Source organism: Brevibacillus sp. SIMBA_040 (assembly GCF_046535075.1).
Classification (GTDB): Bacteria; Bacillota; Bacilli; order Brevibacillales; family Brevibacillaceae; genus Brevibacillus.
Genome location: NZ_JAWRXI010000030.1, coordinates 26,249 through 51,117, shown reverse-complemented (window position 1 = coordinate 51,117; position 24,869 = coordinate 26,249). Strand labels below are relative to the sequence as shown.

General features: G+C 47.4%; 26 protein-coding genes and 1 riboswitch. Of the genes, 15 read left to right on the top strand and 11 right to left on the bottom strand.

The genetic code is table 11. The features are described 5' to 3' along the window. Positions 1-64: 64 nt before the first annotated feature. Positions 65-616 (bottom strand): hypothetical protein, encoded by a 552-nt coding sequence (locus SB752_RS30605; RefSeq protein WP_410719191.1) that lies wholly within the window; start codon positions 614-616, stop codon positions 65-67. A 202-nt stretch (positions 617-818) separates the two neighbouring features. On the opposite strand from SB752_RS30605, the gene SB752_RS30600 reads away from it, so the two are divergent. After that, complete coding sequence (locus SB752_RS30600; RefSeq protein ID WP_410719193.1) at positions 819-1,331, top strand: sigma-70 family RNA polymerase sigma factor; 513 nt, start codon at positions 819-821, stop codon at positions 1,329-1,331. Beyond that, the gene (locus tag SB752_RS30595; protein ID WP_410719190.1) at positions 1,322-3,517 is read left to right on the top strand and encodes a YcdB/YcdC domain-containing protein; all 2,196 of its coding nucleotides are present in this window, start codon (positions 1,322-1,324) and stop codon (positions 3,515-3,517) included. The genes SB752_RS30600 and SB752_RS30595 overlap by 10 nt, the downstream gene beginning before the upstream one ends. 72 nt (positions 3,518-3,589) lie before the next feature. Here SB752_RS30595 and SB752_RS30590 read toward each other — a convergent pair whose 3' ends face one another. Then, complete coding sequence (locus SB752_RS30590) at positions 3,590-3,700, bottom strand: YjcZ family sporulation protein (RefSeq protein ID WP_103108627.1); 111 nt, start codon at positions 3,698-3,700, stop codon at positions 3,590-3,592. 217 nt (positions 3,701-3,917) lie between these two features. Further along, positions 3,918-4,019, top strand: a riboswitch (SAM riboswitch). 1 nt (position 4,020) lies between these two features. On the opposite strand from SB752_RS30590, the gene SB752_RS30585 reads away from it, so the two are divergent. The 3 genes from SB752_RS30585 to SB752_RS30575 are packed head-to-tail and all read left to right on the top strand — an operon-like array spanning position 4,021 to position 9,570. Beyond that, positions 4,021-4,242 (top strand): hypothetical protein, encoded by a 222-nt coding sequence (locus SB752_RS30585; protein WP_410719189.1) that lies wholly within the window; start codon positions 4,021-4,023, stop codon positions 4,240-4,242. Beyond that, entirely contained in the window at positions 4,223-7,669 is a 3,447-nt protein-coding gene (metH, locus tag SB752_RS30580) for a methionine synthase (protein WP_410719188.1), read from the top strand. The genes SB752_RS30585 and metH overlap by 20 nt, the downstream gene beginning before the upstream one ends. 32 nt (positions 7,670-7,701) lie before the next feature. Continuing rightward, on the top strand, positions 7,702-9,570 hold the full coding sequence (locus SB752_RS30575; RefSeq protein WP_410719187.1) for a bifunctional homocysteine S-methyltransferase/methylenetetrahydrofolate reductase: 1,869 nt from the start codon (positions 7,702-7,704) through the stop codon (positions 9,568-9,570). A 155-nt stretch (positions 9,571-9,725) separates the two neighbouring features. Here the strand turns inward: SB752_RS30575 and SB752_RS30570 are convergent, their stop codons facing one another. The 3 genes from SB752_RS30570 to SB752_RS30560 form a co-directional block, all read right to left on the bottom strand. Continuing rightward, positions 9,726-10,304 carry a mismatch-specific DNA-glycosylase gene (locus SB752_RS30570; RefSeq protein ID WP_410719186.1) on the bottom strand — a complete coding sequence of 193 codons (579 nt, stop codon included), beginning with the start codon at positions 10,302-10,304 and terminating at the stop codon, positions 9,726-9,728. Between the two features lie 94 nt (positions 10,305-10,398). Next, positions 10,399-10,542 carry a hypothetical protein gene (locus SB752_RS30565; RefSeq protein ID WP_410719185.1) on the bottom strand — a complete coding sequence of 48 codons (144 nt, stop codon included), beginning with the start codon at positions 10,540-10,542 and terminating at the stop codon, positions 10,399-10,401. Positions 10,543-10,749: 207 nt separating this feature from the next. Beyond that, positions 10,750-12,270: a carboxypeptidase M32 gene (locus tag SB752_RS30560; RefSeq protein WP_410719184.1), complete on the bottom strand. Its 1,521-nt coding sequence runs from the start codon at positions 12,268-12,270 to the stop codon at positions 10,750-10,752. 176 nt (positions 12,271-12,446) lie between these two features. Here SB752_RS30560 and SB752_RS30555 point away from each other — a divergent pair, with 176 nt between their 5' ends. The 3 genes from SB752_RS30555 to SB752_RS30545 all read left to right on the top strand — a co-directional run bounded on the left by SB752_RS30555 (position 12,447) and on the right by SB752_RS30545 (position 15,146). After that, positions 12,447-14,045, top strand: coding sequence for a peptide chain release factor 3 (locus SB752_RS30555; RefSeq protein ID WP_410719183.1), 1,599 nt, complete (start codon positions 12,447-12,449; stop codon positions 14,043-14,045). Between the two features lie 271 nt (positions 14,046-14,316). Beyond that, entirely contained in the window at positions 14,317-14,790 is a 474-nt protein-coding gene (locus SB752_RS30550) for a GNAT family N-acetyltransferase (protein WP_410719182.1), read from the top strand. A 32-nt stretch (positions 14,791-14,822) separates the two neighbouring features. Next, a complete protein-coding gene (locus SB752_RS30545) occupies positions 14,823-15,146 on the top strand; it encodes a DUF2834 domain-containing protein (RefSeq protein WP_410719181.1) in 324 nt (107 codons plus the stop codon). Positions 15,147-15,225: 79 nt separating this feature from the next. On the opposite strand, the gene SB752_RS30540 is transcribed toward SB752_RS30545, so the two are convergent. Together SB752_RS30540 and SB752_RS30535 are read right to left on the bottom strand one after the other, a co-directional pair. Further along, a complete protein-coding gene (locus SB752_RS30540; RefSeq protein WP_410719180.1) occupies positions 15,226-15,735 on the bottom strand; it encodes a GNAT family N-acetyltransferase in 510 nt (169 codons plus the stop codon). After that, positions 15,732-15,977, bottom strand: a complete 246-nt coding sequence (locus tag SB752_RS30535; RefSeq protein ID WP_410719194.1) for a hypothetical protein — start codon at positions 15,975-15,977, stop codon at positions 15,732-15,734. Before SB752_RS30535 ends, SB752_RS30540 begins: the two co-directional genes overlap by 4 nt. On the opposite strand from SB752_RS30535, the gene SB752_RS30530 reads away from it, so the two are divergent. The 4 genes from SB752_RS30530 (at position 15,927) to SB752_RS30515 (ending at position 20,329) form a co-directional block, all read left to right on the top strand. After that, positions 15,927-17,075 carry an MFS transporter gene (locus SB752_RS30530; RefSeq protein WP_410719179.1) on the top strand — a complete coding sequence of 383 codons (1,149 nt, stop codon included), beginning with the start codon at positions 15,927-15,929 and terminating at the stop codon, positions 17,073-17,075. The two genes, SB752_RS30535 and SB752_RS30530, sit on opposite strands and share 51 nt — an antisense overlap. Positions 17,076-17,246: 171 nt before the next feature. Beyond that, positions 17,247-18,215 (top strand): ABC transporter substrate-binding protein, encoded by a 969-nt coding sequence (locus SB752_RS30525; protein ID WP_410719178.1) that lies wholly within the window; start codon positions 17,247-17,249, stop codon positions 18,213-18,215. Positions 18,216-18,359: 144 nt separating this feature from the next. Further along, positions 18,360-19,337: a helix-turn-helix domain-containing protein gene (locus SB752_RS30520; protein WP_410719177.1), complete on the top strand. Its 978-nt coding sequence runs from the start codon at positions 18,360-18,362 to the stop codon at positions 19,335-19,337. Continuing rightward, positions 19,310-20,329, top strand: a complete 1,020-nt coding sequence (locus SB752_RS30515) for an ABC transporter substrate-binding protein (RefSeq protein ID WP_410719176.1) — start codon at positions 19,310-19,312, stop codon at positions 20,327-20,329. Before SB752_RS30520 ends, SB752_RS30515 begins: the two co-directional genes overlap by 28 nt. Before the next feature lie 68 nt (positions 20,330-20,397). Here SB752_RS30515 and SB752_RS30510 read toward each other — a convergent pair whose 3' ends face one another. Together SB752_RS30510 and SB752_RS30505 are read right to left on the bottom strand one after the other, a co-directional pair. Then, positions 20,398-21,192 carry a DUF817 domain-containing protein gene (locus SB752_RS30510; RefSeq protein WP_410719175.1) on the bottom strand — a complete coding sequence of 265 codons (795 nt, stop codon included), beginning with the start codon at positions 21,190-21,192 and terminating at the stop codon, positions 20,398-20,400. Next, on the bottom strand, positions 21,189-22,034 hold the full coding sequence (locus SB752_RS30505; protein ID WP_410719174.1) for a sulfurtransferase: 846 nt from the start codon (positions 22,032-22,034) through the stop codon (positions 21,189-21,191). The genes SB752_RS30510 and SB752_RS30505 overlap by 4 nt, the downstream gene beginning before the upstream one ends. Before the next feature lie 130 nt (positions 22,035-22,164). On the opposite strand from SB752_RS30505, the gene SB752_RS30500 reads away from it, so the two are divergent. After that, positions 22,165-22,734 carry a DUF502 domain-containing protein gene (locus SB752_RS30500; RefSeq protein ID WP_410719173.1) on the top strand — a complete coding sequence of 190 codons (570 nt, stop codon included), beginning with the start codon at positions 22,165-22,167 and terminating at the stop codon, positions 22,732-22,734. 142 nt (positions 22,735-22,876) lie between these two features. Beyond that, on the top strand, positions 22,877-23,446 hold the full coding sequence (locus SB752_RS30495) for a DUF1700 domain-containing protein (protein ID WP_410719172.1): 570 nt from the start codon (positions 22,877-22,879) through the stop codon (positions 23,444-23,446). A gap of 66 nt (positions 23,447-23,512) precedes the next feature. On the opposite strand, the gene SB752_RS30490 is transcribed toward SB752_RS30495, so the two are convergent. Together SB752_RS30490 and SB752_RS30485 are read right to left on the bottom strand one after the other, a co-directional pair. After that, positions 23,513-23,758, bottom strand: a complete 246-nt coding sequence (locus SB752_RS30490) for a hypothetical protein (protein ID WP_410719171.1) — start codon at positions 23,756-23,758, stop codon at positions 23,513-23,515. 82 nt (positions 23,759-23,840) lie between these two features. Beyond that, positions 23,841-24,284 (bottom strand): DUF2621 domain-containing protein, encoded by a 444-nt coding sequence (locus SB752_RS30485; RefSeq protein ID WP_103105465.1) that lies wholly within the window; start codon positions 24,282-24,284, stop codon positions 23,841-23,843. Positions 24,285-24,465: 181 nt separating this feature from the next. Here SB752_RS30485 and SB752_RS30480 point away from each other — a divergent pair, with 181 nt between their 5' ends. Then, the gene (locus SB752_RS30480) at positions 24,466-24,840 is read left to right on the top strand and encodes an ATPase (protein ID WP_410719170.1); all 375 of its coding nucleotides are present in this window, start codon (positions 24,466-24,468) and stop codon (positions 24,838-24,840) included. Positions 24,841-24,869: the final 29 nt, after the last annotated feature.

Here is a 24,869-nt window from a genome sequence, read left to right as displayed (position 1 = left end):
TCTTTCCGAAGCGCATAACAACCTACCTCTAAAACGCGGTCGCTCTTCGGCGTCTTTACATCGATCAAGGTTGTTTTAAGATTTTGTCCAAGGCAGCGAAGTATTCCTTTGTCAGCTTTTCTCTTTCTTCCGCACTCAGGTTTTCGGAATCAGCCCATTGCTGCTTGAATTGTTCCAGCTGTTCTAGCATAGCCAGCTCGGCCGCAGCTTCTTCCTCTAGATCATAATTTTCGGAAGGGTCAAATGGAATCAGCCGATTATCGTTGCCGCTGCGCAAATAAGAGGTACGCCAATTTTCCGGGAAGCGATAGGCCTGCTCCCCAAACATATATCCGAGAACATCATCGGAGTCGATCGGCAAAAAATGATCGTAATCGTCTCTGCGGCCACCCTCCGATAAATTTATGTGAGAGAGGAAGTAACGGAGGTAGTGCTCGCCTGTTTCCGGATTTTTGACAATGGAATATGTTTCAAACTCGGATTTCTCCAGCTCCTTGAGTGTCTCCAAACAGGAGATAAATTCGTCTTTATCGCGAGAGAGTAATGAGTCCATAATCGTATCGTCCTTTCGATTTGCAATCAGCCCCATGATATCAAAAGCGGTTGGCTCTGACAATGAACGCTGTGCTGCCAGGTGTAATCATGGTTTAAAGCACCATAGGCAGAATTAGAAAAAAATGGGGAAGTGTTGTCACAAAAACGTTTTTGCTGGATCAAATGTATGTCGTTGTACGCAAGGAGGTGAAAAGTACGTGAATGCAAATGTAAATACCAGTACAAAAAAAGCGGATTGGACGCTGCAACCGACAAAGGATGCAATGCTTTCGGCACTAATGAGTGATTACGGCGATAACATCGTGCAGCTGGCGTATTTGATCGTCAAGGATAAAGGTATCGCGGAAGACATCACGCAAGAAGTGTTTCTAAAGGCTTATCGTGGACTGGACCAATTTCGCCAGGAAAGCAGTGTGAAAACATGGCTCTATCGGATCGCCATCAACGAATCGCGAAAATATTTGCGTTCGTGGTCATTTCGCCAAATCTTTTCCACTTATCTTTCGAAAAAAGAACTGGGTCCAGAAAAGGTGGCTGACACCAATGTTGAAGCAGCGGTCATGCAGCGGCTAAGTAAGGTGCAAATTGCTGAACGGGTTATGATGCTGTCTCCTTTGTATCGAAAAGTCATGATCCTACATTACTTTGAGGATTTGTCGATAAAAGAAATCGCACATGTGCTGAATATTTCCGAGGACGCGGTACGTACCCAGCTACATCGTGCGCGTAAAAATTTTAGGGCATTGTGTGAAAAGGAGGGATTGGAATGGATGTAGATAAAGAATTGCGTGAAGCGGTTCATGCCACAAGCAGGGAGGTGGCAGAACAGGTATCATTTTCGGCAGCATTGGAAGAGAGGATTCGAAAAGAAATGAAAAGACAAACGAAATCAAGACGAAAGACAATAGTGATGGGCGGTACGTTGGCGGCATGCTTGGCAGCTGGGGTATGGCTCGGACAACAGCAAGGCATGTTCACGATGGAAGGCACTCGTGCATCGCAGACACCTTCATCCGAACAAATCAACAGGCAAAAAGTCAACGTGTCAGCAAAAGAAGCATTTGCCCCCCTCCTATCGACAATGCCGGAGCTTGCTGGCTTTCGGTTGGAGGAACGAGGGAGTGTCAGTGATATCAAGCAGGTTGCCCTATTAAAAGGAGACCGCTATGAAGGAGAATTTGCCTACAATACGACGACTGGACAGATACAGTGGTATCGCTATGAGAAAGAGGAAGCGCGGGAAGGGGAGCTTCCGGACCTGGAGTCGGCAGAGCAAAAGGCGATAGCTTTTCTTGCGTCCGTACTTGGAGAAGAAAGCAAGCAGTATGCTCATATATCTTCGCATAAATTGACAGATGAAGGAATGCGCAACGGTACGTGGATGAACGTAACGTTCCAAAAAGAGCAGGAAGGTGCTCGAATTCCGTTTGACATCATATCTGTTCAAATTGACAGCGAGGGCCAGGTGGCATTTTTCGGTCGTACAAACAAAGAGGAACAGGAGCTGTTGGGGAAATTGACGAAGTCTCTTCCAGAGCTGAATCCATCGCCAGCACTGGATAACAAATCGATGTATTACGACGGTTTCGAAATAATGCTTGGAAATGCAGATGATGATGATTGGAATCAGGCGTTAATCAGCGTGTCTGGTAAAGCTGAGGATTTGCGGACCTATCGTCTAATTCAGGAAGTGGGGATTTGGAAGGAAGCCCCGGAAGCTCTGGCAAAGAAAACGGCAAACCATTTCCTGCAGGACATGCTTGGAGCGGACAGTAAAAATTACCGATACTCGTACAAAAACGACTCGATTGAATACCAGCGATATTACAATGAGCTGCCGGTCATGAATGATACGATCCGGATATCTGTTAATCAAGCGGGACGGATTGTCTATTATTCCAAAGAAGCGATGAAAAAGCATGAGCTTGCATCTTTTCCGGATGGAAAATCTGCCGTTTCTGTAGAGAAGGCAAAAAAGGAAATGGAGGCCAACATCAAATTAAACTACTTGCAGCACTTTCCCGTTAATCGAGATCGAGCATCAGGGAAGGTAACACAAACAAAGCCCCTGCTGGAATATACGATGTCTGTATCCACCTCCCAGCTCGGTCAACCTTCTTCACTGGGCTGGTACATTGAAGGAACGAGTGGAAAGATTGCCTATAGCACCGGAAACAATGGCCTTGACTACGATCGACGGAAGGAAGAACAAGCATTTGCGTTTCAACCCCCCGAAAGCTATAGCATCGTCACGTCAAAAGAAGAAGCGAAGAAATTGCTGCACAAAGAATTCGGTGTGAGTGTGGAGAGCTTCAAATATGCCGAATACGAAAACCGTGATCCACAATCGAAACATGCTCGAAAAAATTATGTATGGACTGACAACAGCGAAAAGCGTTATGTAGTAGAAACCGATGAACAATCAGGACGAGTCATGGCACTCGGAATACCTCGTCAGGGCAGCCAAGTGACGATCCAGCGCGCGGAGGCGGAAAAAGCGGCGTTGGAGATGCTTGAGAAATACATCGACCCGGCGGTAAAGGAAGTGCAGCTGGCAGAGGTTGTCGAGCCTGGCGCTGCAACACCTGTGGCATCAGGCAACTGGGGATTTGAATTCTTCATGAGCAAAGACGGTATTCCTGTTCTCGATAAGCAGCCAAATGAAGCGTATATCGTAACTGTCGATCCTTCCACTGGGAAGGCAAACGGGTTTGAAAACAGAAGAGAGACAGATGCGCATGTGGAGCTCCCGGACGCAGCCTCCGTCATTTCAAAGGAACAGGCTGTAGAACAGTATCTGCGCGCAATGCCATTGCAGCTTGTGTATCTTTTGAAGAATGAGGACAATGAATGGCTCGATCGTCCGATACTGGCCTATATCCCTTGGAGTCATGACGAGAATGCAGGCAAGCTTTTGCATATTGATGCACGAACCGGCGAAATCGTGAAGGAGCCTTACTAACAGAAAACAAAAAAGGGCTATGCCCAAGCCACGCAAATGGCTTTAGGCGATAGCCCCTTTTCTACAGGTTAACTAGCAGCCGCCGTCACACGAACACGCAACAATGACCAGCAGGATAAACAGTACGAGCACCAATGCGAAGCTGTCGCCAAAGAATCCGTTTCCGCAGTAAGATGTACTCATTTTTGTTTCCCCTCCTTTCCGTTATGCTCTAGTCTATACACGAACGCACAGGTTGGCGTGGGCGAATGACTAGTCATGATAAAAATGGGCGCAGGGGGAGCATACAGGAGTAAATAATAGACAAATTCTCAATTGACGAAGAGACAGGGGGGTGTTAAGATACTGTCAAACGTCAATCACTTTTGACAAAAAACGAATAACTCCATAAAATGTACGACTCTTATCCAGAGAGGCAGAGGGACTGGCCTGATGAAGCCTCGGCAACCGGTAAAAATCCGGTGCCAATTCCAGCAAAGCTACGCGCTTTGAAAGATAAGAGGATGGTTCAGGCGTTGCTGTATCCGCGGACAAATCCTCTTCTTTCTAAAGAAGAGGATTTTTTTCGTGCCATTAGGAATTTACAAAATTCCAAAGGCCAGTATCAGGGCAACCGCGACATTCGCCAGCTGGTATGGCGTAGTCAGGTTTTCTCATCTTCGATTAAAGAAATAAGCCATTGCAGTGGAGAGAAGGAGCAAGTTGATGAAACCTACTTTTCGTGAACAACTTTCCCGAAAAATTCTGATTTTGGATGGTGCGATGGGCACAATGCTGCAGCAGGCGAACCTTACTGCTGACGATTTCGGTGGCGATGAATACGACGGCTGTAACGAGCTGCTGAATTTGACCCGACCTGATGTCATCCGGTCTATTCATGAGAAATATTTGGAAGCTGGAGCAGATATTGTAGAAACCAATTCTTTTGGTGGGGCTTCTATCGTATTGGCTGAGTACGATGTGGCTGACAAGGACATGGAGATTAATATTGCAGCAGCACGCTTGGCGAAGGAAGCTGTCGACGCATACTCCACAAAGGAGTGGCCACGCTTTGTAGCGGGTGCCATGGGGCCAACCACCAAAACCCTCTCACTTACAGGTGGCGTTACGTTTGAAGAACTTGTCGAAGCTTACTACCGTCAGGCAAAAGGCTTGATCATTGGTGGCTCTGACGTGCTTCTCTTGGAGACATCTCAGGATACGCTCAACGTTAAAGCGGGCGGTATCGGTATCCGCAAAGCATTTGACGAGCTGGGAAAAGAAATTCCCGTGATGCTTTCAGGAACCATCGAGCCGATGGGAACGACATTGGCAGGTCAAAACATCGAAGCTTTTTATATCTCCCTGGAGCACTTAAAACCGGTAACGATTGGTTTGAACTGTGCGACAGGTCCAGAGTTTATGCGTGATCATCTCCGTACCTTGTCCGGACTTGCACAATGCGGAGTAAGCTGCTATCCCAATGCGGGTTTGCCCGATGAAAATGGTCACTACCATGAAACCCCTCAAGGCCTCGCTTCCAAAATGCTCGCGTTTGCTGAGCAAGGCTGGTTGAACGTCGCTGGTGGATGCTGTGGTACCACACCGGATCATATCCGGGCAATGGCTGAGGCGTTGAAGGACTGTAAGCCACGAAGCGGTGCTGCCGATTCCGTAAGTGCAGTCTCCGGGATTGAGGTTGTGTATGTGGAAGACGACAGTCGTCCTCTGCTTGTAGGGGAGCGTACAAACGTTATCGGTTCTAAAAAATTCCGCGATCTGATCGCAGCCGGTCAGTATGAGGAAGCATCCGATATTGCCCGTGCACAGGTAAAACGTGGAGCACACGTAATCGACATTTGTTTGGCTGACCCAGACCGTGAAGAATACGAAGATATGGAAAAATTCCTGCAATTCATCGCGAAAAAGGTAAAAGCCCCTCTCATGATCGATTCGACCGATGCCAAGGTGATGGAGCTGGGATTGCGTTATTCCCAAGGGAAAGCGATTCTGAACTCGATTAACCTGGAGGATGGATTGGAACGGTTTGAAGAGGTTGCTCCGCTGATCCACAAATATGGCGCAGCGGTTGTTGTTGGCACGATAGAAGAAGCAGGGATGGCGGTTACGCGCGAAAAGAAGCTGGAAGTAGCGCAGCGCTCCTACGATATCCTCGTCAAGCAATACGGCATGAATCCGCAAGATATTATCTTCGATCCACTAGTCTTCCCTGTGGGGACAGGTGATGAACAATATATTGGTTCTGCAAAAGAAACAGTCGAAGGCATTCGCTTAATCAAGCAAGCGATGCCAGAGTGCAAGACCATCTTAGGTGTAAGTAACGTTTCCTTTGGATTGCCGGCCGCAGGACGCGAGGTGCTGAATGCAGTGTTCCTGTACCACACGACACTAGCTGGGCTAGATTACGCAATCGTGAATACAGAGAAGCTGGAGCGTTACGCGTCGATTCCTGAGAGCGAAAGAAAGCTGGCCGAAGCGTTGTTGTTTGAGACCAATGATGAGACTCTCGCTGCCTTTACCGAATTTTATCGCCAAAAGAAAAGGGAAGTGAGTGTCGAGGTATCCTCATTGACTTTGGAAGAGCGTCTTGCTCGCTATGTCGTTGAAGGCTCCAAAGATGGATTGACTGAAGATCTGAAGCTGGCTCTGGAAAAATACGTGCCGCTTGAAATTATCAATGGTCCATTGATGACTGGTATGGAAGAGGTCGGCCGACTGTTTAACGGAAACCAGCTGATTGTAGCAGAGGTTTTGCAAAGTGCGGAAGTCATGAAAGCATCCGTATCCTACTTGGAGCCGTTTATGGAAAAATCCGACGCTGCCGCCAAAGGAAAGATTCTATTGGCAACGGTCAAAGGTGACGTTCACGACATCGGTAAAAACCTGGTCGAAATCATATTGGCTAACAATGGCTATGATGTCGTTAACTTGGGGATCAAGGTACCGCCTGAGCAGTTGATTGCAGCGTGCAGAGAACAAAAGCCGGATGCTATCGGTTTGTCAGGTCTGTTGGTGAAATCCGCACAGCAGATGGTAATCACCGCGCAGGATTTGCGTGAAGCAGGAATTGATGTTCCGATGATGGTGGGGGGCGCAGCGCTCACTCGCAAATTCACGTCGAATCGGATTGCACCGGAGTATAAAGGAATCGTTCTGTATGCAAAAGACGCAATGGACGGACTAGACCTCGTAAATCGTTTGCAAAATCCGCAAGAGCGAGAGCGACTCGTCGAAGAACAGAAAAATCTGATCGAGGCTGCGGCTACGGCACAACCAGTAGTCGAGGTGAAAAAGTCGACACTGCCAGCTCGTTCTGTGATCAGTCGCACGGTGCCGATTCATTTGCCACCAGATTGTGAGAGACATGTCCTGCGTTCGTATCCGATCAGCCATCTGCAGCCTTATCTGAATCTACGGATGCTTCTGGGAAAACACCTAGGTGTTCGTGGGAATGTCGACAAGCTGCTTGAAGCGGGCGACGAAAAAGTGGTGCAATTGTATGAACTGGTAGAGGAACTCTTGGCTGATGCCAAGCAAAACGGAACGATCACTGCACATGGTGTGTACCAGTTCTTCCCGGCGCAAGCAGACGGAAACGATGTTTTGGTCTTCGATCCAAAGGATCACACAAAGCTCTTAGAGCGCTTTTCGTTCCCTCGCCAGCCGGAAGAGCCGCATTTGTGCTTATCAGACTTCCTGCGTCCTGTAGAGAGTGGCGAAATGGATTATGTCGGGTTCTTGACCGTAACTGCTGGCGGTGGCATTCGCGAACAGTCTACCGAGCTCAAGGAGCGTGGCGACTATCTTCGCTCACACGTACTTCAGGCGCTTGCACTGGAGCTTGCAGAAGCATTTGCAGAACGTGTCCACCACATTATGCGTGATGGATGGGGGATTCCTGATCCGCCAGAAATGACGATGCTGGAGCGTTTCGGTGCTCGTTACCAAGGCATTCGCGTATCGTTTGGTTATCCTGCATGCCCGAGCCTGGAGGATCAAGCGCAGCTGTTCCGACTGCTGCAGCCTGAAAACATCGGTATCCACCTAACGGAAGGCTTCATGATGGAACCGGAGGCATCGGTATCTGCGATGGTTTTCGCTCACCCAGAAGCGCGTTACTTTAATGCTGGACCTTCCGTGTTTGAAGCATAGATGAAAATTGATAAACGAGAGAAGTGATTTCATTGACAACGAGTAAGGCAGGTTTGCGAGAGTTTTTGAATGACAACCTGCTGGTTGGAGATGGAGCTATGGCGACCCAACTGCACAGACTGGGCGTTCCGGTTGGTGTTAGCTTTGAAGAGCTATGCCTTTCCAACCCGCGATTGGTTCATGATGTGCATGCGTCCTACTACCAGGCTGGTGCACGGTTTTTAGAAACAAATACTTTCGCAGCGAATCGGGATGCTTTGGCAAGGTACGGCCTGGAGCATAAAGTGGCGCGGATCAATCGCTTGGCTGTAGCGATCGCTCGCGAAGCAGCCCAGGAGGATGCGTATGTAGCTGGTAGCATTGGGTCTATCCTAGCAGGCCGTGTACGCAAAAAAGTGCTGGATGAATATCGGGACCAATACGAGGAGCAGGCAATTGCTTTATTGCACGCCGGGGTTGACGGGATTATTTTAGAGACCTTTCTAGACCTGGAAGAGCTCTTGCTAGCACTGGAGGTCATTCGCCCGCTGACAGAAGCTCCGGTGATTGCTCAGCTGGCAACGCTTGAGGTAGGACGTACACGTGACGGTTATTCCCTTACGGAAGCCTTTTCACAGCTAAAAGCTGCGGGAGCCGATGTCATTGGCTTGAATTGCCGGTTAGGTCCAGCCGAAATTTTGCGATCCTTTGAACAAGTACAAATACCAACTGATGCGATTTTATCTGCATTTCCAAACGCGGGACGCTTGGGGATGACGGACGGAGAGTACGCATTTAAATCAACGCCAGACTATTTTGCCGAAAGCGCACTTCGTTTGCGAGAGCAAGGCGTTCGTTTGCTTGGCGGATGTTGTGGAACGACACCTGAGCATGTGCAGGCAATGGCAACTGCTCTGCAATCACTCGCTCCACATGAACGTGTTAATCCGACCAGCATACCAGGAGATGCACCATCGATTACGGTACAGAGTGCACGACTTCAAGATAAACCGAGCATCGTAGAACGGGTGAAAACGGGGACAACGATCATCGTCGAGTTTGATCCGCCGAGGGACCTGGATGCCGATCAGTTCCTTCAAGGGTGCTGCGAGCTGCACAAGGCGGGAGCAGATGCGATTACCTTGGCAGACAACTCGCTTGCAACTGTGAGAATGAGCAACATGGCTCTCGGGGCTTTGATGAAGAGCAGACATGGGATCGATCCACTGCTGCACCTCGCGTGTCGTGACCGCAATCTGATCGGTCAGCAGTCGCATCTGATGGGGCTGCATGCACTTGGTATCGACCAAATTCTGGTTATTACCGGAGATCCCGCGCGATTCGGTGACTTGCCAGGGTCTAGCTCAGTATTTGACGTCACTTCTTTTGACTTGATTCGCATGGTCAAGCAATTGAATGAGGGCGTTTCCTTCTCAGGACGACCTTTGAAGCAAAAGGCTCAGTTTATCGTTGGGGCTGCCTTCAATCCAAATGTGAGGCAGATCGATGCTGCAATCGCCAGACTCGAAAAGAAAGTAGAGGCAGGAGCCGACTATATCATGACGCAGCCTGTTTACGATGCAGAGTCGATCAAGCTGGTATATGAGTCGACCAAGCACATCGGTATTCCTGTTTTTATCGGAATCATGCCGCTGACGAGCCAAAGAAATGCGGAGTTCCTCCACAACGAAGTACCTGGAATCAAGCTGTCCGCAGAGGCGTTGGAGCGGATGAAGAAGGTGCAGGGAGCCGAAGCGCGCAAAGAAGGGATAGCGATCGCCAAGGAACTGCTTGACACGGCCATACGCTACTTCAATGGAATTTACTTGATTACGCCGTTCAATTATCATGAAATGGCGGCAGAATTAATCCAATACGTGCGGCAGCAAAGCGCATTGGTTAAGGCGGTTGCACAGCCTTAGACTCAGGTGATCGATTGAAATAGGCCCAAGCATGGAGAGCTTATGAAACAGTAGCTCCCTGTGCAAGGGCCTTTCTTTTGGTTGGAGAGTTTTGCTAAATGGATGGAACAGATACCGTCATTATACGAACCAAGGAACGAATGTGACACTACTTTTTACAATTCTGTCTCGGACAGCGGATGCCATCCCTTTTCGCGTAAAAAAGCGCTCAGCTCCCCAAATTTGGCGATTCGCTCTTCACGGGTAAACGAGGCGTTGGCACCACTGGTTGAAGGAATGACGAACAAGTAACTTCCGGACCAATCATCCGTACCAAAGGCTCGCTCAGGCTGGAGCCCTAGAGTGATAGCGGCTTTTTTTTGTCCAGTCGCATGGCGAAAGGCTGTAATGCCGTTAAAACAAATGACTCGTGGGCGATAGGTTTGAATCATCTGGATGAATTGCTGCGCCCCTGTTGCATAATCGTCATCGCGTAAATCAGTTGACGAGCGAGTAGGTCGGGACACGAGATCTGTGATGCCGTAGTCATAATCGAGTAACGAGGACGTTTCTTCAGGCAGCAGCCTTCGTGGTGTCAAACCGCCCTCGAATAATCCGCGCCAAAAGAGGTTGGCTGGATTGGCGTAATGGTAACCGGCAGTCGCAGAGATTCGTCCGGGGTTAATCCCGCAAAATAAAACCGCCAATTCACGGCGGATATATGTAGGCAGCCATTTTTCCGTAAAATCAACCATTCGTAAGCTCCTCCCTTTCAGCACATTGTAGCACATCAGTGAGCGCTTTCATGAAAACGCAAAAAAAGCTGCCGATTAGGGCAGCTCATAGCTCTTACAGCTGAGGATATGGCACGATTTGTTCAGGCTGATTCACCATGAACTGATCCATTTCATTTCGAACATACTTCTTTTCCTCAAACGACATGACTTCATGCTTTTCGTTGCCCCACAACCAGCGTGACAATGATTGCATCATTTGGAATCCCTCACTTAGTGGTAATGTTTTACATGCTCATCATACTCCTGTTTTGTGTGTTTGTGGTTGGTAAGGTGTGAAAAGAACGTGAAGAAACAGTGGATAGAACGTGAACAAAAAGGAAGCGATTTCAGGGGGGATGAATTTGTTTGTTGTTAAAAAAAGCGCCCCCTTCAAAAAAAGGAGCGCTCTTGCACGAATGATCAATTATAGTTTGTAAATCGCGGAGTATTTTTTCTCCAGGTAATTCATCAGGTACGTAGCGTTTGTACCTTCGCCTGTGATCGCAGAAACGAGTTCACGTGGGCTTTTCATTTTGCCATACTGATGAATCCTGTCTTTTAGCCATGCACGAATGGGAGCGAAATCTCCGTTTGCTATCAATTCCTCATAGCCGCTGATTTCTTGCTCCATAACGTGGGTAAACTGAGCAGCATACACGTTACCCAGCGAATACGTAGGGAAATATCCAAAGCTTCCGCCAGACCAGTGAACGTCCTGCAGAACTCCCAGCGTATCAGTAGGAGGCTCAACGCCGAGGTATTCTTTCATTTTTTCATTCCAAATGTTTGGCAGATCAGCAACCTCAATGGTGCGGTTGATCAGACCCTTTTCAATCTCGTAGCGAATCATGACATGCAGGTTGTAGGTCAATTCATCTGCTTCTGTACGAATGAAAGAAGGAGTTACCTCGTTAATCGCATGGTAGAAGTCTTCTACGCTAACGCCTTCGAACTGGGCTGGGAAAGCTTTTTGCAAGTCAGCAAAGAAGTGGTTCCAGAACGGCAGGCTGCGTCCGACCATATTTTCCCAATAGCGGGATTGCGATTCGTGGATTCCCATCGATGTGCCATCACACAACGTCGTAAAGAGCAGCTCTGGATTGATGTTTTGCTCGTACATGGCGTGTCCTGCTTCATGAATACAGCTGAACAGCGCTGAGTTGAAATCATTTTCATCAAAACGGGTTGTGATCCGTACATCGCCCGGGTTGAAGGTTGTGCAGAATGGATGTACGCTGCGATCCATGCGCCCTGCTGTGAAATCGTAACCGATGCGCTCAAGAATGAAGCGGCTGAATGCGTCTTGCTCAGAAATCGGGAAATTTTTGGTCAAGAAGGATGTGTCCGGCTTATTCGGAGAATCTGCGATGGCTGCTACTAGCTTGACGGTTTTTTCGCGCAGAGTAGCGAAGATCGGGTCCAGCTGATCGACGGTCATGCCTGGTTCATACAGGTCCAGCAATGTATTGTACTTGTTCTTATCGTCGTGACCCCAGTACTCAATAAATTCGAGCTGGAAGTTAACGATTTTCTCCAAATAAGGCTGGAACAGCGCGAAGTCGTTTTTCTCACGAGCTTCTTCCCAAACGGTCTCTGCTTTGGAGGTCAATAGGACGAATTCTTGATAGCGATCTGCCGGGATGCGCTTGTTTCGGTCAAATTCCTTTTTACATTCGAGTACAGTGTGTCGCGTAATTTCGTCGAGGGCTTCGAGCGCGGACGATTCACTTAGCTCTTCCAAAAATTGTTCCATTTCTTTGGAGGTTGCTAGTCTAAACTGTTCTCCCGCGAGTGTCCCAATGATTTCAGAACGTGCTTCCATCCCTTTGCGAGGCGCTTGCGTCGCTTTGTCCCAATGGAGAACGGCCAGTGCTTGATTGTAGCTAGTCATTTTTTTCACAAAGTCGCGGAAAGCGGCTGCACGTGTTTCGAGGCTTGTCGTCATGAGGTCCCTCCTATTTCTTTTGGTAATATGTAGGTAAAAAATCAGTCAAAAAATTTTTACTACTAATATTATAACTGTTTGAAGAAAAATTACTAGGTGGATGCAGCACGCATTTGTCTTGTATAATCGTAAAAGTAAAGAATGTGGCTACTTATTCGAATGACAGGAGAATGAAGATGAGTCAAACCAATCCCCAATGGGAAAATGAGATAGCAAAACGCCGTACCTTTGCGATCATCTCCCACCCGGACGCAGGTAAAACAACCATGACAGAAAAGCTGCTTTACTACGGCGGAGCGATCCGTGAAGCAGGGGTGGTCAAGGGCCGCAAAAATTCCAAGCATGCTACTTCCGACTGGATGGAGATTGAAAAAAAGCGCGGAATCTCCGTAACGTCCAGTGCGATGGATTTTGAATACGAAGGACATCATATCAACATTTTGGATACGCCTGGTCACCAAGACTTCAGTGAGGATACGTACCGGACACTGACTGCCGCAGACGCTGCCGTAATGATCATCGATGTGGCAAAAGGGGTAGAGGCGCAAACAATCAAGCTGTTCAAGGTTTGTCGGATGCGCGGTATTCCGATCTTTACGTTTGTAAACAAGCTGGATCGCCACGGAAAAGATCCGTTTGAGCTTTTGGAAGAGATTGAACGCGTACTGGGAATTCGCTCCTATCCGATGAACTGGCCAATCGGCATGGGCAGTTACTTCAGCGGTGTATACGATCGGATGAAATCGCGAGTCGAGCTTTACCAAACAGGTACACAGCATGAAGATATCTCCTTCTTCCCTGTAGAGGGCGCAGAAGATCCATTGATTGGAGACCGTGTCGGCCAGGAGCTCTGGCAACAGCTTCAGGATGAGGTGTCTTTGCTCGATGTGGCAGGAGACGAGTATGATCCAGAGCTGATTAACAAAGGTCAGCTGACCCCGGTGTTCTTCGGTAGTGCCATTAACAACTTTGGGGTCCAGACCTTCTTGGACAACTTTTTGCAGATGGCTCCGGCTCCTTCTGCCAAGAAGAGCAGCGCTGGCATGATTGATCCATATTCGAATGCATTTTCCGGTTTTATTTTCAAAATCCAGGCAAACATGAATCCGGCCCACCGCGACCGTATTGCGTTCCTGCGCATTTGTTCCGGTAAATTTGAGCGGGGCATGGCAGTGAAGCACGTTCGTTTGGGGAAAGACATCAAGCTGGCTCAGCCCGTGCAGTTTATGGCGCAAGACAGGGAGATTATTGAGGAGTCATTTGCTGGCGATGTGATCGGCTTATTCGACCCGGGCATTTTCCAAATTGGAGATACTCTCTGTGTCGGGCAATCGTTCGAGTACGAAGAGATGCCGCACTTTTCACCGGAGTTTTTCTCCAAAGTGATGGTAAAAGACGCAATGAAGCACAAGCAGTTCCAAAAAGGAATCATGCAATTGACAGAGGAAGGTACTGTGCAGCTATTCCGTACACATCCGATGGAAGAGTTAATCCTCGGTGTAGTAGGGGTACTCCAGTTTGAAGTATTGGAATACCGCTTGAAAGCAGAGTATGGCGTAGATATCATGCTGACTCGGATGCCATATCAAATCGCTCGCTGGCTCGAAGGGGATAAGGCAGAGCTGGATGTTCTCAAAAACAAGACCGTAACAGACCGCTATGGTCGTCCTGTGATGCTGTTTGAAAGTGAATATCAGCTGCGTGTGGCGATGGATAAATACTCCAACGTCAAGTTCCACGAAAGCTCTCTCGGGCTGAAAGCTATTCAGTCGTAATGATGGGTGAAAAGGGTCTCACATATCGTGAGGCTCTTTTTTTACTAAATCAGAAAGTATAAACGTTTCGTATCTGCACCCTGATTTAGCAAAAAATACCCTTCCGCTAAAACGCGGTCGCTCCTCCTTGAGGAGGCCTCGATACAGATTTTCTTATAACGTATCTAAAATTCCCAAGATTGAAACAATTTTGCTGTCCCTGAATGTTTTCTGAAATGGGCTATATGGTATAATTTGGATGTGATTCCTTTGGACAAAGAGGAGGGAAAGCATGGGGCAGATCAGAAATGCCAATGAGCAGGATTATGCGAAAATTATCACTGTCATAAACGACTGGTGGGGCGGCCGGCAAATGTCGGATATGCTTCCAAAGCTGTTTTTTGTTCATTTTCAGCCGACTAGCTTTGTAGTGGAAGCAGAAGGGGAAATCATCGCTTTTCTCATCGGGTTTCTATCTCAAACGAATCCTGAAGAGGCGTATATTCATTTCGTTGGTGTTCATCCCGACAGGCGAGGGGATGGAGTTGGCAATGAACTGTATCAGATGTTCTTCCAGGAGGTAAAGAAGCGCGGCTGCCATACCGTCCGATGTATTACATCACCTGTGAATAAAGGCTCAATCCATTTCCATGGCAAAATGGGCTTTGAGGTAGAGATGGGAGATAAAGTCGTTGACGGAGTTTGGGTCACGACCAATTACGACGGTCGTGGAAACGACCGGGTACAGTTCGTAAAAAGGATCTAAGAAGAGGAACGCGGAAAGGAAGCGATACTGAGGTGAAAGTGATATATTTGGTGCTTGCCATTGCTGGAGCAGTACTGCCATATAGTCATTTCATTCCGTTTTTACAAGCAAACGGATTAGATCTCAAGCTGTTATCGTCCCAGCTGTTCGTGAACGATATTTCCTCGTTTTTTGCCACTGATTTTCTGATCTGTTGTGTTGTCTTTTTCTGTTTTCTTTTTCAAGAGGCGAAAAAGGGTCATATCAAGCATGCGTGGATATATGTTGTCGCGACGCTCACGATCGGACTGTCATTTTCACTGCCACTGTTTCTGTTCTTCAGACAAAAGGAAATTGAGAGAGTACAGGCTGTTTAAGATTCATGAATGAAAAATACCCGAGGCCTATAACCTCGGGCTTTTGCATCAATGGATCTCCTATGAACAGTGATGCAGATTAAAAGTTGATGGCGAAAAGCTTCAGCTCCTCTGGATTATTCCCCAGTTGAATGGTTCCTTCTTCATGCAAGCCGATTTTTTCAAGGAGTCGTCCAGAAGCATGGTTGTCCTGATCAGTGATCGCTACGATGCGTTTTAAGCCGACAACATCTCTTGCATAATCGAGTACTGCTGAAGCAGCCTCATATGCATATCCCTTGCCACGATAATCGGGAAGAAAGGCAAAGCCGATATCGACATCCTCGAGTGTGTCCCGCTTAATCATGCCACAAATGCCGATTGGCACATTTCCTTCTTTCAACTCTGTCAAATAAAAACCAAATCCGTCTCGCAGGTAATAAGCTATGGCGCTATTTTCGATGTAACGGCGTGCGTCTTCTTCTGTATGAACGCCGCGATCGCCGATAAATTGCAGCCAGGAGGGGTCGTTGACAAGAGTGAGGATGAATGGTGCGTCCTCAAGCGTTTGCCAGCGAAGTACGAGTCGATCTGTTTCAATTACCTTCACAGTGATGACACCACCCTTTCGCAATGTGCGATTGTGACAAGTTTTAATAATATAAAAAATAGTACGTCAAGATAAGGTTGAAAGCCAGCTTTTTTACCTGCTTTTCCCAAATCTTTTCCTATCCTACTTGGACGACTCCCCTCATATACTGGGACAAAGACTGGCAGGTTTTCAGAGAGGAAGGGAATGCAGTGAGGGTTCTCCTGTTCGTTGTCTTGTTTTTGGTGGCGTTTGATATGCATGCTCAAACACCTTTACTTGCTCCGTACTTGAATATTTTGGGTGTGTCCGCAGCTATGATCGGATTTGTTTTAGGCGGGTATGCGATTAGTAATTTGACAGGAAATCTGATTGCAGGCCCTTTTTTAGATCGCTATCCGAAAAAATGGTTTATTGCTGGAGGACTGATCCTCGCTGGATTCATGTTGATTGGGCAAGGCGTGGTGCAGAATATCGCAGGGTTTTTTGCTTTTCGCCTCAGTCTTGGCTTCTTGATGGCTTTTGTTTCGCCCGCCTGTGCCGCGATGCTGGGAGAGACGGGAAGAACAGCAGTCGAACAAGGCGAAATCATGGGTAAAAAAGGGCTTGTCCTCACGACAGCAGGAATTGTGTCACCTGCTGTGGGGAGCTTTTTGGCTGTCCAATTCGGATATGGTCAGTCCTTTATCATCCTCGGCTATATGATGATTGCAGCAGGTGTTTTTGCTTGGATGATGCTCCCGCTTCGGGTAGAGGGGGGGAGTTCATCTACTTTCCATGCAAAGCTCTCTGCCAAGAACAGTCTCGTGCACGTATTGGAAAATCGCTTGCTTTATCCGGCTTTTTTAGGCGGATTTGCGATTATTTACGCACAGGGGACCATTATTTATGAAGTCCCACTGCTCATTCAAAAGCAAGGGTTATCACCAGCCGTAACAGGAGTGCTGTTTAGCTTAAAAGGCTTGGGGGCACTAGCGATTCTCAGCCAGTTTTGGCTTTATCGGGTTCCAGTTGAAACGCGATCTTTTGCAGGTCTCGGGGTACTAAGCCTGCTTTTATATGTACTGGCAATTGGCTGGCATGTTCCGATTCAAGTCATGATGTTTTTATTGGGCGCTTGTTTTGGGATGTTGTTCCCTGCCTTCGCGACCATATTGACTGTCCATTCACCTCGTGAGCAGTACGGAAGCGTGTTTAGCATTTATTCTGCGATCCTATCTGTGGGGGCTGTGCTTAGTCCGATTGTGGCAGGCTTACTGGAAAACTGGCATCATTCCTACTTTATCGCTTTTTTCGTGACGGCAGGAGTGTGCTTGATTGGCGGTTTGCATCGCTTTCTATTAAGTGGAGTCACGAGGTAGATGGACAAAGCTTACAAGCAGGAGTAAGACCTTCGTACAACGTGCTAGAAGGTCTTTTTGCTGTGGAAGTGTGAAAAGCCAAGATAGTCATTGCCCGTCTGTTCTTTTTCACCTATAATACATAAATGATTATGATAATTATTATCAATCGATCCTGGAGGTAACTTACGCATGAAAAAAAGGTCAACCCTGCAAATAGCTTCTTTACTGCTGGTATGTGCCGCACTTCTCGTTAGCGCCTGCTCTGGCAATGCAGGTACAACAGAGCCCGAAAAGGCTGCTCCAGAGCAAGCTGCGGCTACGCAACGCGTTGTAACAGATGCAATGGGAAATAAAGTAACACTACCAGTCCATGCCCAGAAGGTGATTGCTACGTATTTAGAAGACCATCTCGTAGCATTGGGAGTAAAGCCAGTTGCCCAATGGTCTGTAGGAGAAGGCTCTGTCCAAGGCTATTTACAAAAGGAGCTGGCAGGAATTCCAGCGATCCCGTACGATTTGCCGCCAGAGGTCGTCATGAGCTATAGCCCAGATTTGATTATTTTGGAAAGCGCCGACCTGGCTGCCGGTGATAAGTACAATCAATATTCCAAAATCGCACCTACCTATACAGTTGGAATTGAAAAAAATACGGACTGGCGAAAAGAGCTGCTAGCGGTAGGAGAGGTTCTGAATAAAAGTGATCAAGCCAAAGTCGTCCTGGCAGCCTATGAAAAGAAAGCACAGGAAGCCAAGGAAAAGCTGCAGCAAGGGATAGGGACTAAATCTGCCGCCGCGCTATGGGTTCTACCGAAAAGCACTTTTGTTGTAAAAGAGACCATGTCTAGCGGCGATGTTCTCTACAAGGATTTAGGATTTACGGTTCCAGAAATCGTGAAGGAAGTGACCCAAGCCAGCGATGCAAACTGGAGCGAAATTTCATTGGAAAAATTGGCAGTTCTAAATACTGACTACTTGTTCATCGTGAACAGCAAAGGTGTGCCTTTGAAAGAGCTGGTAAGCGATCCGGTGTACGCTAATATACCAGCGGTGAAAAATGGACACGTCTACGAGTTTTCAAAAGCCTCGAGCTGGCTCTATTCCGGAACGATTGCAAATGGGCAGATCATCGATGATGTGATGAAAAGCGTTTTGAAGTAGGCAGGAGCAGGGAACCATAGCTTCGCACGGTATAACCATGCAGCGATCTTTTCTCGGTAGGAACTCGGGAAGGGGTCGCTATTTTTATAGAGCTGCTGAAAAGAGAGGACCAACGCTCGAAGGGGAGAGGAGTGTGGGAGAAAGATGAATGTAGGAGATTATATCTTACTATGGAATCACGCAACGATTCGTGTGGTAGATATCCGTCATATGGTTATGGAGGCAGACGATCAACTGGATTCATATCGATTGCCTGCAAATGCATTTTTATTTACGGTACGTGGACATGCTCAAATCTGGATGGATGGCACTGTGAGCGTTGTACAGGGGTATACATTGTTGCACGGAGGCAAAGGCTCGTGCCTGAAAGTTACTGCGGGCGATCTTTTGGAGTACTATCTCCTATTTTATAAAGCAACATTACCCAAACTGGTGGGCGCGGATACACGGCTTCTTTTGACTCAGGAACAAATGCTGTCGCAGCCATACTGCTTTATCCCTTTATATCCGGTGAATCTCTTGGACAAGATGAGAGCGATGTACGAAGAATGGAGACGAGAAGACGCACTGGAGAAGCTGCATGTCAAATCACTGTTTTATCAATTTGTTTATGAGCTGATGTGGCAGCTGGAGAAACAAGGCGTTGAGCCGAACAGTCCGAATCTGTCCGAGCAGGTTATCCGTTATATGAATGCGCATTTTCATGAGCCGATCATGTTAGAAACGATGGCTAAGCTGCTGAATTACAGTCCACAGTACCTATCTAGAAAATTCAAGGAGCAGATGGGCAAGAGTCCAATCGACTACTTGATTCGTCTGCGAATGGAAAAAGCACAGGAGCTGCTGTTAACAACTGATGCGGGTATGCTAGAGATCGCCACCAAGGTCGGCTATCCGGATTTGTTTTATTTCAACCGTATTTTTAAAAAGGTTGTGGGTGTTGCGCCTGGTTCTTTTAAAGGGAGTAAGGCGGGAGGCAAGCATATACCGCATCGTGCAAAAATGGCGATAAAATCGTCCATTGTAGACAAGCATGTACAGCGTTATAGTGATGATGAAAATCATTATCACTATAAAAAGGGGGAAACTTCACGATGTACAGAAGGTCTAGTCTATCGATAGCAGCTAGTTTGTTGCTTTGCTTTATGCTGCTGCTCAGTGCCTGCACGTCAGGCGGCACCCATACCAATTCATCCAATGGAAATACAGCTCAATCACTGAATGTACAAGGCACTAAGGAAAATGTAGCGAGAACTGTAGACCATCAAAAAGAAAGCACACAACCAAGCAAGGGAACGAAGACAGTATCCACGATATTCGGAGATGTAGAAATACCGGTACAGGCGAAACGAATCGTGGCAATCGATTATTTGGGGAGTATGATTGCCCTCGGAGTGAAGCCAGTAGGATCATCGGAATGGCTGATGCAAAATCCTTATCTAAAAAACAAGATTACAGGTGTTGAAGATATTGGGGAATCGATCGAAAAGTTGATGGATTTGGAGCCAGACCTGATTCTTACGTTAACAAATAAAGCGGACCAATATGAAAAGTACAGCCGCGTAGCACCGACAGTCAGTATTCCTTCCGATAGGTTCAGCAGTATCCATGAGGAAATAACCTTTTTCGGACAGCTGCTTGGCAGAGAGGACGAGGCAACAGCATGGCTGGAGGAGTACGATGCGAAAATCGCAGCAGCAAAAGAAAAAGTGAACAAAGCTCTACCCAAAGAAACAACTATTAGTGTATTGGAGGATCAGGAAAAAAACATCTATGCGTTTGGACGGATTTCTGGAAGGGGAGGAAGAGCACTGTATGAGGCGCTTGGTCTCCCTGCTCCGGAAAAAGTAGCCAAGGAGCTTACCCGCACCAAATTCTATCCAATCTCCAAGGAAGTATTGGGCGACTACACAGGAGATTACATCGTGCTGACCACAAGCTTCAAGAAGCTGGAGGACTATCAGACTGATCCAGTATGGGGCAAGCTTGAAGTCGTCAAAACAGGACGAGTTTATATATGGGGGGAGGAAACCTCCTGGTTCCAGGACCCGATTGCCGTGCTCTCGCAGGCAGAGATGTTCGCAGAATGGCTAGTTGAACAGTCCAAGCTGTAAGGATAGACAAAAAAGGCAACGAAAGTTCGTTGCCTTTTTGCTATGCGGAAACGAGCCGACATTTTTTGTTACGGGACTTGCTTACTGTCAATTGCCCCTGTTCTTCTGGCTTTCACATGCTTCAGCTCAGCGACAATGATGAAGCTGACGATTACAAGCAAAAACCACGAGCTGATTTTACTGAGGTGAACGAGCTCCCAGCCCGACCGTTGATTCGGGTAATACCAGGCACCCAGGAAGGTAGCAATATTTTCTGCAATCCAGATGAAAAAGCCAATCAAAAAGTAGGCGAGAGGAAGCGGCATGAAAAACCGCTCATGCGTGACACGAAAATAAACGCGCGTTTTCCAGAACACGATAAAGATTTCTGCCATCAATACCCACCGTATATCCCAAAGGAAGTGATGGGTAAAAAAGTTGAGATAAATGGCCGCACCGAGTGTAATGGCAAAGAGCGGGTTTGGCCAGCCTGTGATGCTTACGTCTAGTCTGCGCCACGCTTGACATAGGTAGCTCGCAACACTTGCGTACATAAATCCACTGTAAAGCGGTACTCCAAAAACCTTGCTGAGCGCTTCCTCTGGATATCCCCATGAGCCCATGTGTACCTTGAATAGCTCAAGCGCCAGACCGACTAGGTGAAAAACGGAGATGACCTTCAACTCATCCACGCTTTCCAGTCCACTTTTTACCATATAAATTTGAAAGAGCAGACAAAGCACAAGCAGCAAATCGTAGCGAGCCAGACCAGGGACGGTAACGAATTTGGACAAAGCGAGCGAAGCAAAAATAAAGACTGGAAAGATGCAGGACATTGCCTCCTGATAACCAAAATGAAGCAGGAGGCGTATAAACCGGATCACTCTTCGATCACTTCAGCTGGAGTTGGACCTTTGGCTACAGGCAAATCATAGGAGCTCCAATCGCTCCAGCTACCCGCATACAGTTTTACATCTGTCCGTCCCGCTGCATGAAAGGCAAGCAGGTTCGTGCAAGCAGTCACGCCAGAGCCGCAGTAGACGATAATGTCCTGCTTCGCAAAATCAGCAATACGCTCTTGCAATTTTTCTACCGGGAGCATCGTCATGTCTGCTGCGAGATTCTCTTTATAAAAGAAGCTAAGCGCACCAGGAATGTGGCCTGCTTTAGGGTCCAGTGGTTCTACTTCCCCGCGATACCGTTCTGCTGCACGGGAGTCCAACAGTACCGTTTGCTCGCTGCGCTCACGCACTCCCTGAATATCTACCAGCATATCCGGGCGCACGTGAGGGGTGAAGGTACGGGGCTTTGGTGTTGGCACGTCTGCTGTTGTCGCGTACCCAGCCTGCTTCCAGGCAGCATAGCCGCCGTCCAGCACAGCTACCTTGTCATGACCGAGGTAGCGCAAAAGCCACCACAGACGTCCAGCCATCGCCATCTCCTGATCGTCATAAGCGATGACGGTGACATTTTCATCTATGCCAGCCTGTGAAAATAGGGATGCGAGTTTAGCGGGATCAGGCAACGGATGACGTCCGCCATGTTCACTTTTGGGTCCAGAGAGATCGCGGTTCAAATCAAAGTAATGGGCACCAGGAATATGATTAATCCGATAATCTTCGGCACCGGCTTCCGCAGCGCTCAGCGCAAATCGGCAATCGGCGATGACCACGTTTTCATCATACAGATGATCCTTGAGCCATTGAGGGGTGACGAGTGGTTGCATGTATCTCCCTACTTTCCCTTTTTTCCTCCATCATAGCAGATGCCCTGGGAATCAGGTACAATATTTCTGGTAGAGGAATGTGACCACCGTTTTTGTATAGGCTTTGGTAAGAGGGGGAAGGAGAAGAATAATGAAGCGCATCGTACGTTATTTTCTGGAGGGCTTGCTTTATGTGATCCCGCTTGCGGTCACCATTTACATCCTGTATTACATTTTCACGACGGTAGACAGCTGGTTGAATCTCCAGATACCCGGAGTAGGGTTTCTCCTGACGATTCTGGGCATCACAATCATTGGCTTTCTGGCATCGAATGTGCTGACACGTGGGGTTTTATCGCTAGTGTCCAAAGTATTTGAAAAAGTACCCTTTATCAAATTGATTTATTCGTCCCTCAAGGATTTGATTGGAGCATTCGTAGGGGACAAAAAGAGCTTCGACAAGCCTGTACTGGTAACGCTGTTTAAAGACGGAAACGCAAAGGTCATTGGCTTTATTACAAAGGAAAGCCTGGAAGCATACGGACTTACTGACCATGTAGCCGTTTACGTTCCGCAATCGTATAACTTCGCTGGAAACCTACTGCTGTTTCCAAGTGAGCAGGTGCAGCCATTAGAAGTGGAAAGCGCCGAAGCAATGGCTTTTCTCGTATCCGGTGGAGTCTCAGGAAAAAAATCAGATAAGAGTGAGGAGAAACAGTAAGAGAAGGCTGCCATGAGCAGCTTTTTTTGTTTCTAAGCGGTCAAATGTAGTGAAGCAAGGTACCTTGCAATGTATAGTACCATGTGATAGGATATTACTGGAAGGTTCATCAAAAGCAGATACAAAGAGGAGAGGAACAAGTATGAGTCCAATGGTGAAAGCATACCTGGACACATTGTACGAGCAATTGAGAATCCTGCCAGAACAGGATCGCTTGGAGTCCGTTCGCGAAATCGAGAGTCATATAATAGATGGGATCAGGAACGGTAAAAAAGAAGCTGATATAGTAGAGAAGCTGGGAGATCCCAAGCTGCTCGCAAAAGCGTATCGCAGTGAGCACATCATGCAGAGGGGTGGAACGCGTTCTATCCGTGATGTCCTGACGATGATTGGATTTTATTGTATCACAGGTTTACTCAGTGTCATCATTGTCCCGGTTTTAGCAACAATTGCTTATGGCTTCGGTTTTAGTGCCGTTCTCGTTTTTGTAGCAGGGATCGTTCGCAGCTTCGGAGTAACATGGATTCAGATGGATCTCGGGCCAAAATACACCGTTCCGATAGAATGGAGCATGGCATACGCGATCATGGTTGGCGGCATTATTGGGTGGATTGCTTATATCAGTAATAAATATTTGAAAAAGTACATAATGTTCGTGCAGAAGCACTATCGCACCTTACTACCTAAAATGAACGTGAATAACCTACGTTAAAAAGTAGAAGAAAATAAAAACGAGCTGCCAAAAACGGGCAGCTTGTTTGATTCTGCAAGAGTTGTATTAACTACTGAAAAACCCGCTACGACTGGAATGTCTGCGTCGATAGTGGCGGTGACCGTATGTTTTATGACCCTGCTTCCAAAATGGGTTGTGGTGTCTGTAATCGCTACTGCTGTACCTTCGATAACCGTGTCTGCCGCTTTTCCAGAGAAAGCTGGCACCTTTTTTCAATAGGGCTACCACAATAATAATAGCGATAATGAACAGGACCAAACCGATGCCCAAGATGGTAAGTATAACTGACATCCACATCGCTCCTCAATAAAAGGTCTACCAATGTTTACGGATATCCCTTCTAGAAGTTTCGAGAAAGATGTCACCCTCGCAATTAGCCCTCGGCATTCAAATATTTCTCGTATGGCGTATAATCGATTTGCTTCGTTTTCAAATGGGCAATGAGCCACTTATGATCACGCTTGGGAGTAGCTACGATATAACCCTTGACGATCAGGTCCGTCGTGATCGTAGTCGCTTTTTCTTCAAGCGCAATTTGACCGATTCTCGCTGCGATTGAGCGTCTGGCCACGTCGCGGAACAGCTGGGGAACAGGGTCTACAAGCTCGTTCAGAAGGGTGAGTCCCTCATCCGTCCAGAGAGAACGGGTCTGGTCGATGTAATGATCCTGCCAGTCAAGATCGGATTTACCGTCCTTTTTCGGCATGGATTTTAAAAACTTGCGAAACATAAAATACCCACCAATGCCCATTAGGCCGACCAGTATAAAAGTCCAGGAAACGATGAAAAGGGAAAACCCCGTGGACATTTCAGCCATCTGCGTACACCTCTTTTACCGTAACGTTTTCATGAAAAAAGGAATAGATAGTAAAAGTGTACCGTATTTTGGTTCTGGCAACAAACTTTTTGTGCTTTTGGCTATCCTTGGGGTTTACTCTTCCCAAGAACACATACAATTTAGTATGATTAGAATTAATCTTTATAGGGAGTTGACGCTCATGTTCAAGCTTGGACAACGCGTCGTCATCGTTGCCGACTCCTTTGAGCAAGGTTTGCCACTCGGTGAGTACGGTTATTTAATCGCTCGTGACCGTAATCCGGACAGCGCGTTTGCTTGGGTAATCCGCATCCCCAAAATAGATAAGCAGTTTCCTATTGTAGAAGATGATATTGATCTAGAGGAACGTCTGCTGGAGGAGGAAGCAGCGCGTGTATCAAATGAAGCTTTGCTCGACTTTGCTTTGGCCACGCGCAACGAGGCTCTGTTCCGACAACTGATGGGTATGCAGGAGGTCGAGGAGACGAATGACGAACCCGCGAAGGAATCAATGGAGGATTTTATTCGTAAAGTAAACATGAAAGCCTGGATTTGAGGCACGAACTAGTCCGGTACCTTGAAACT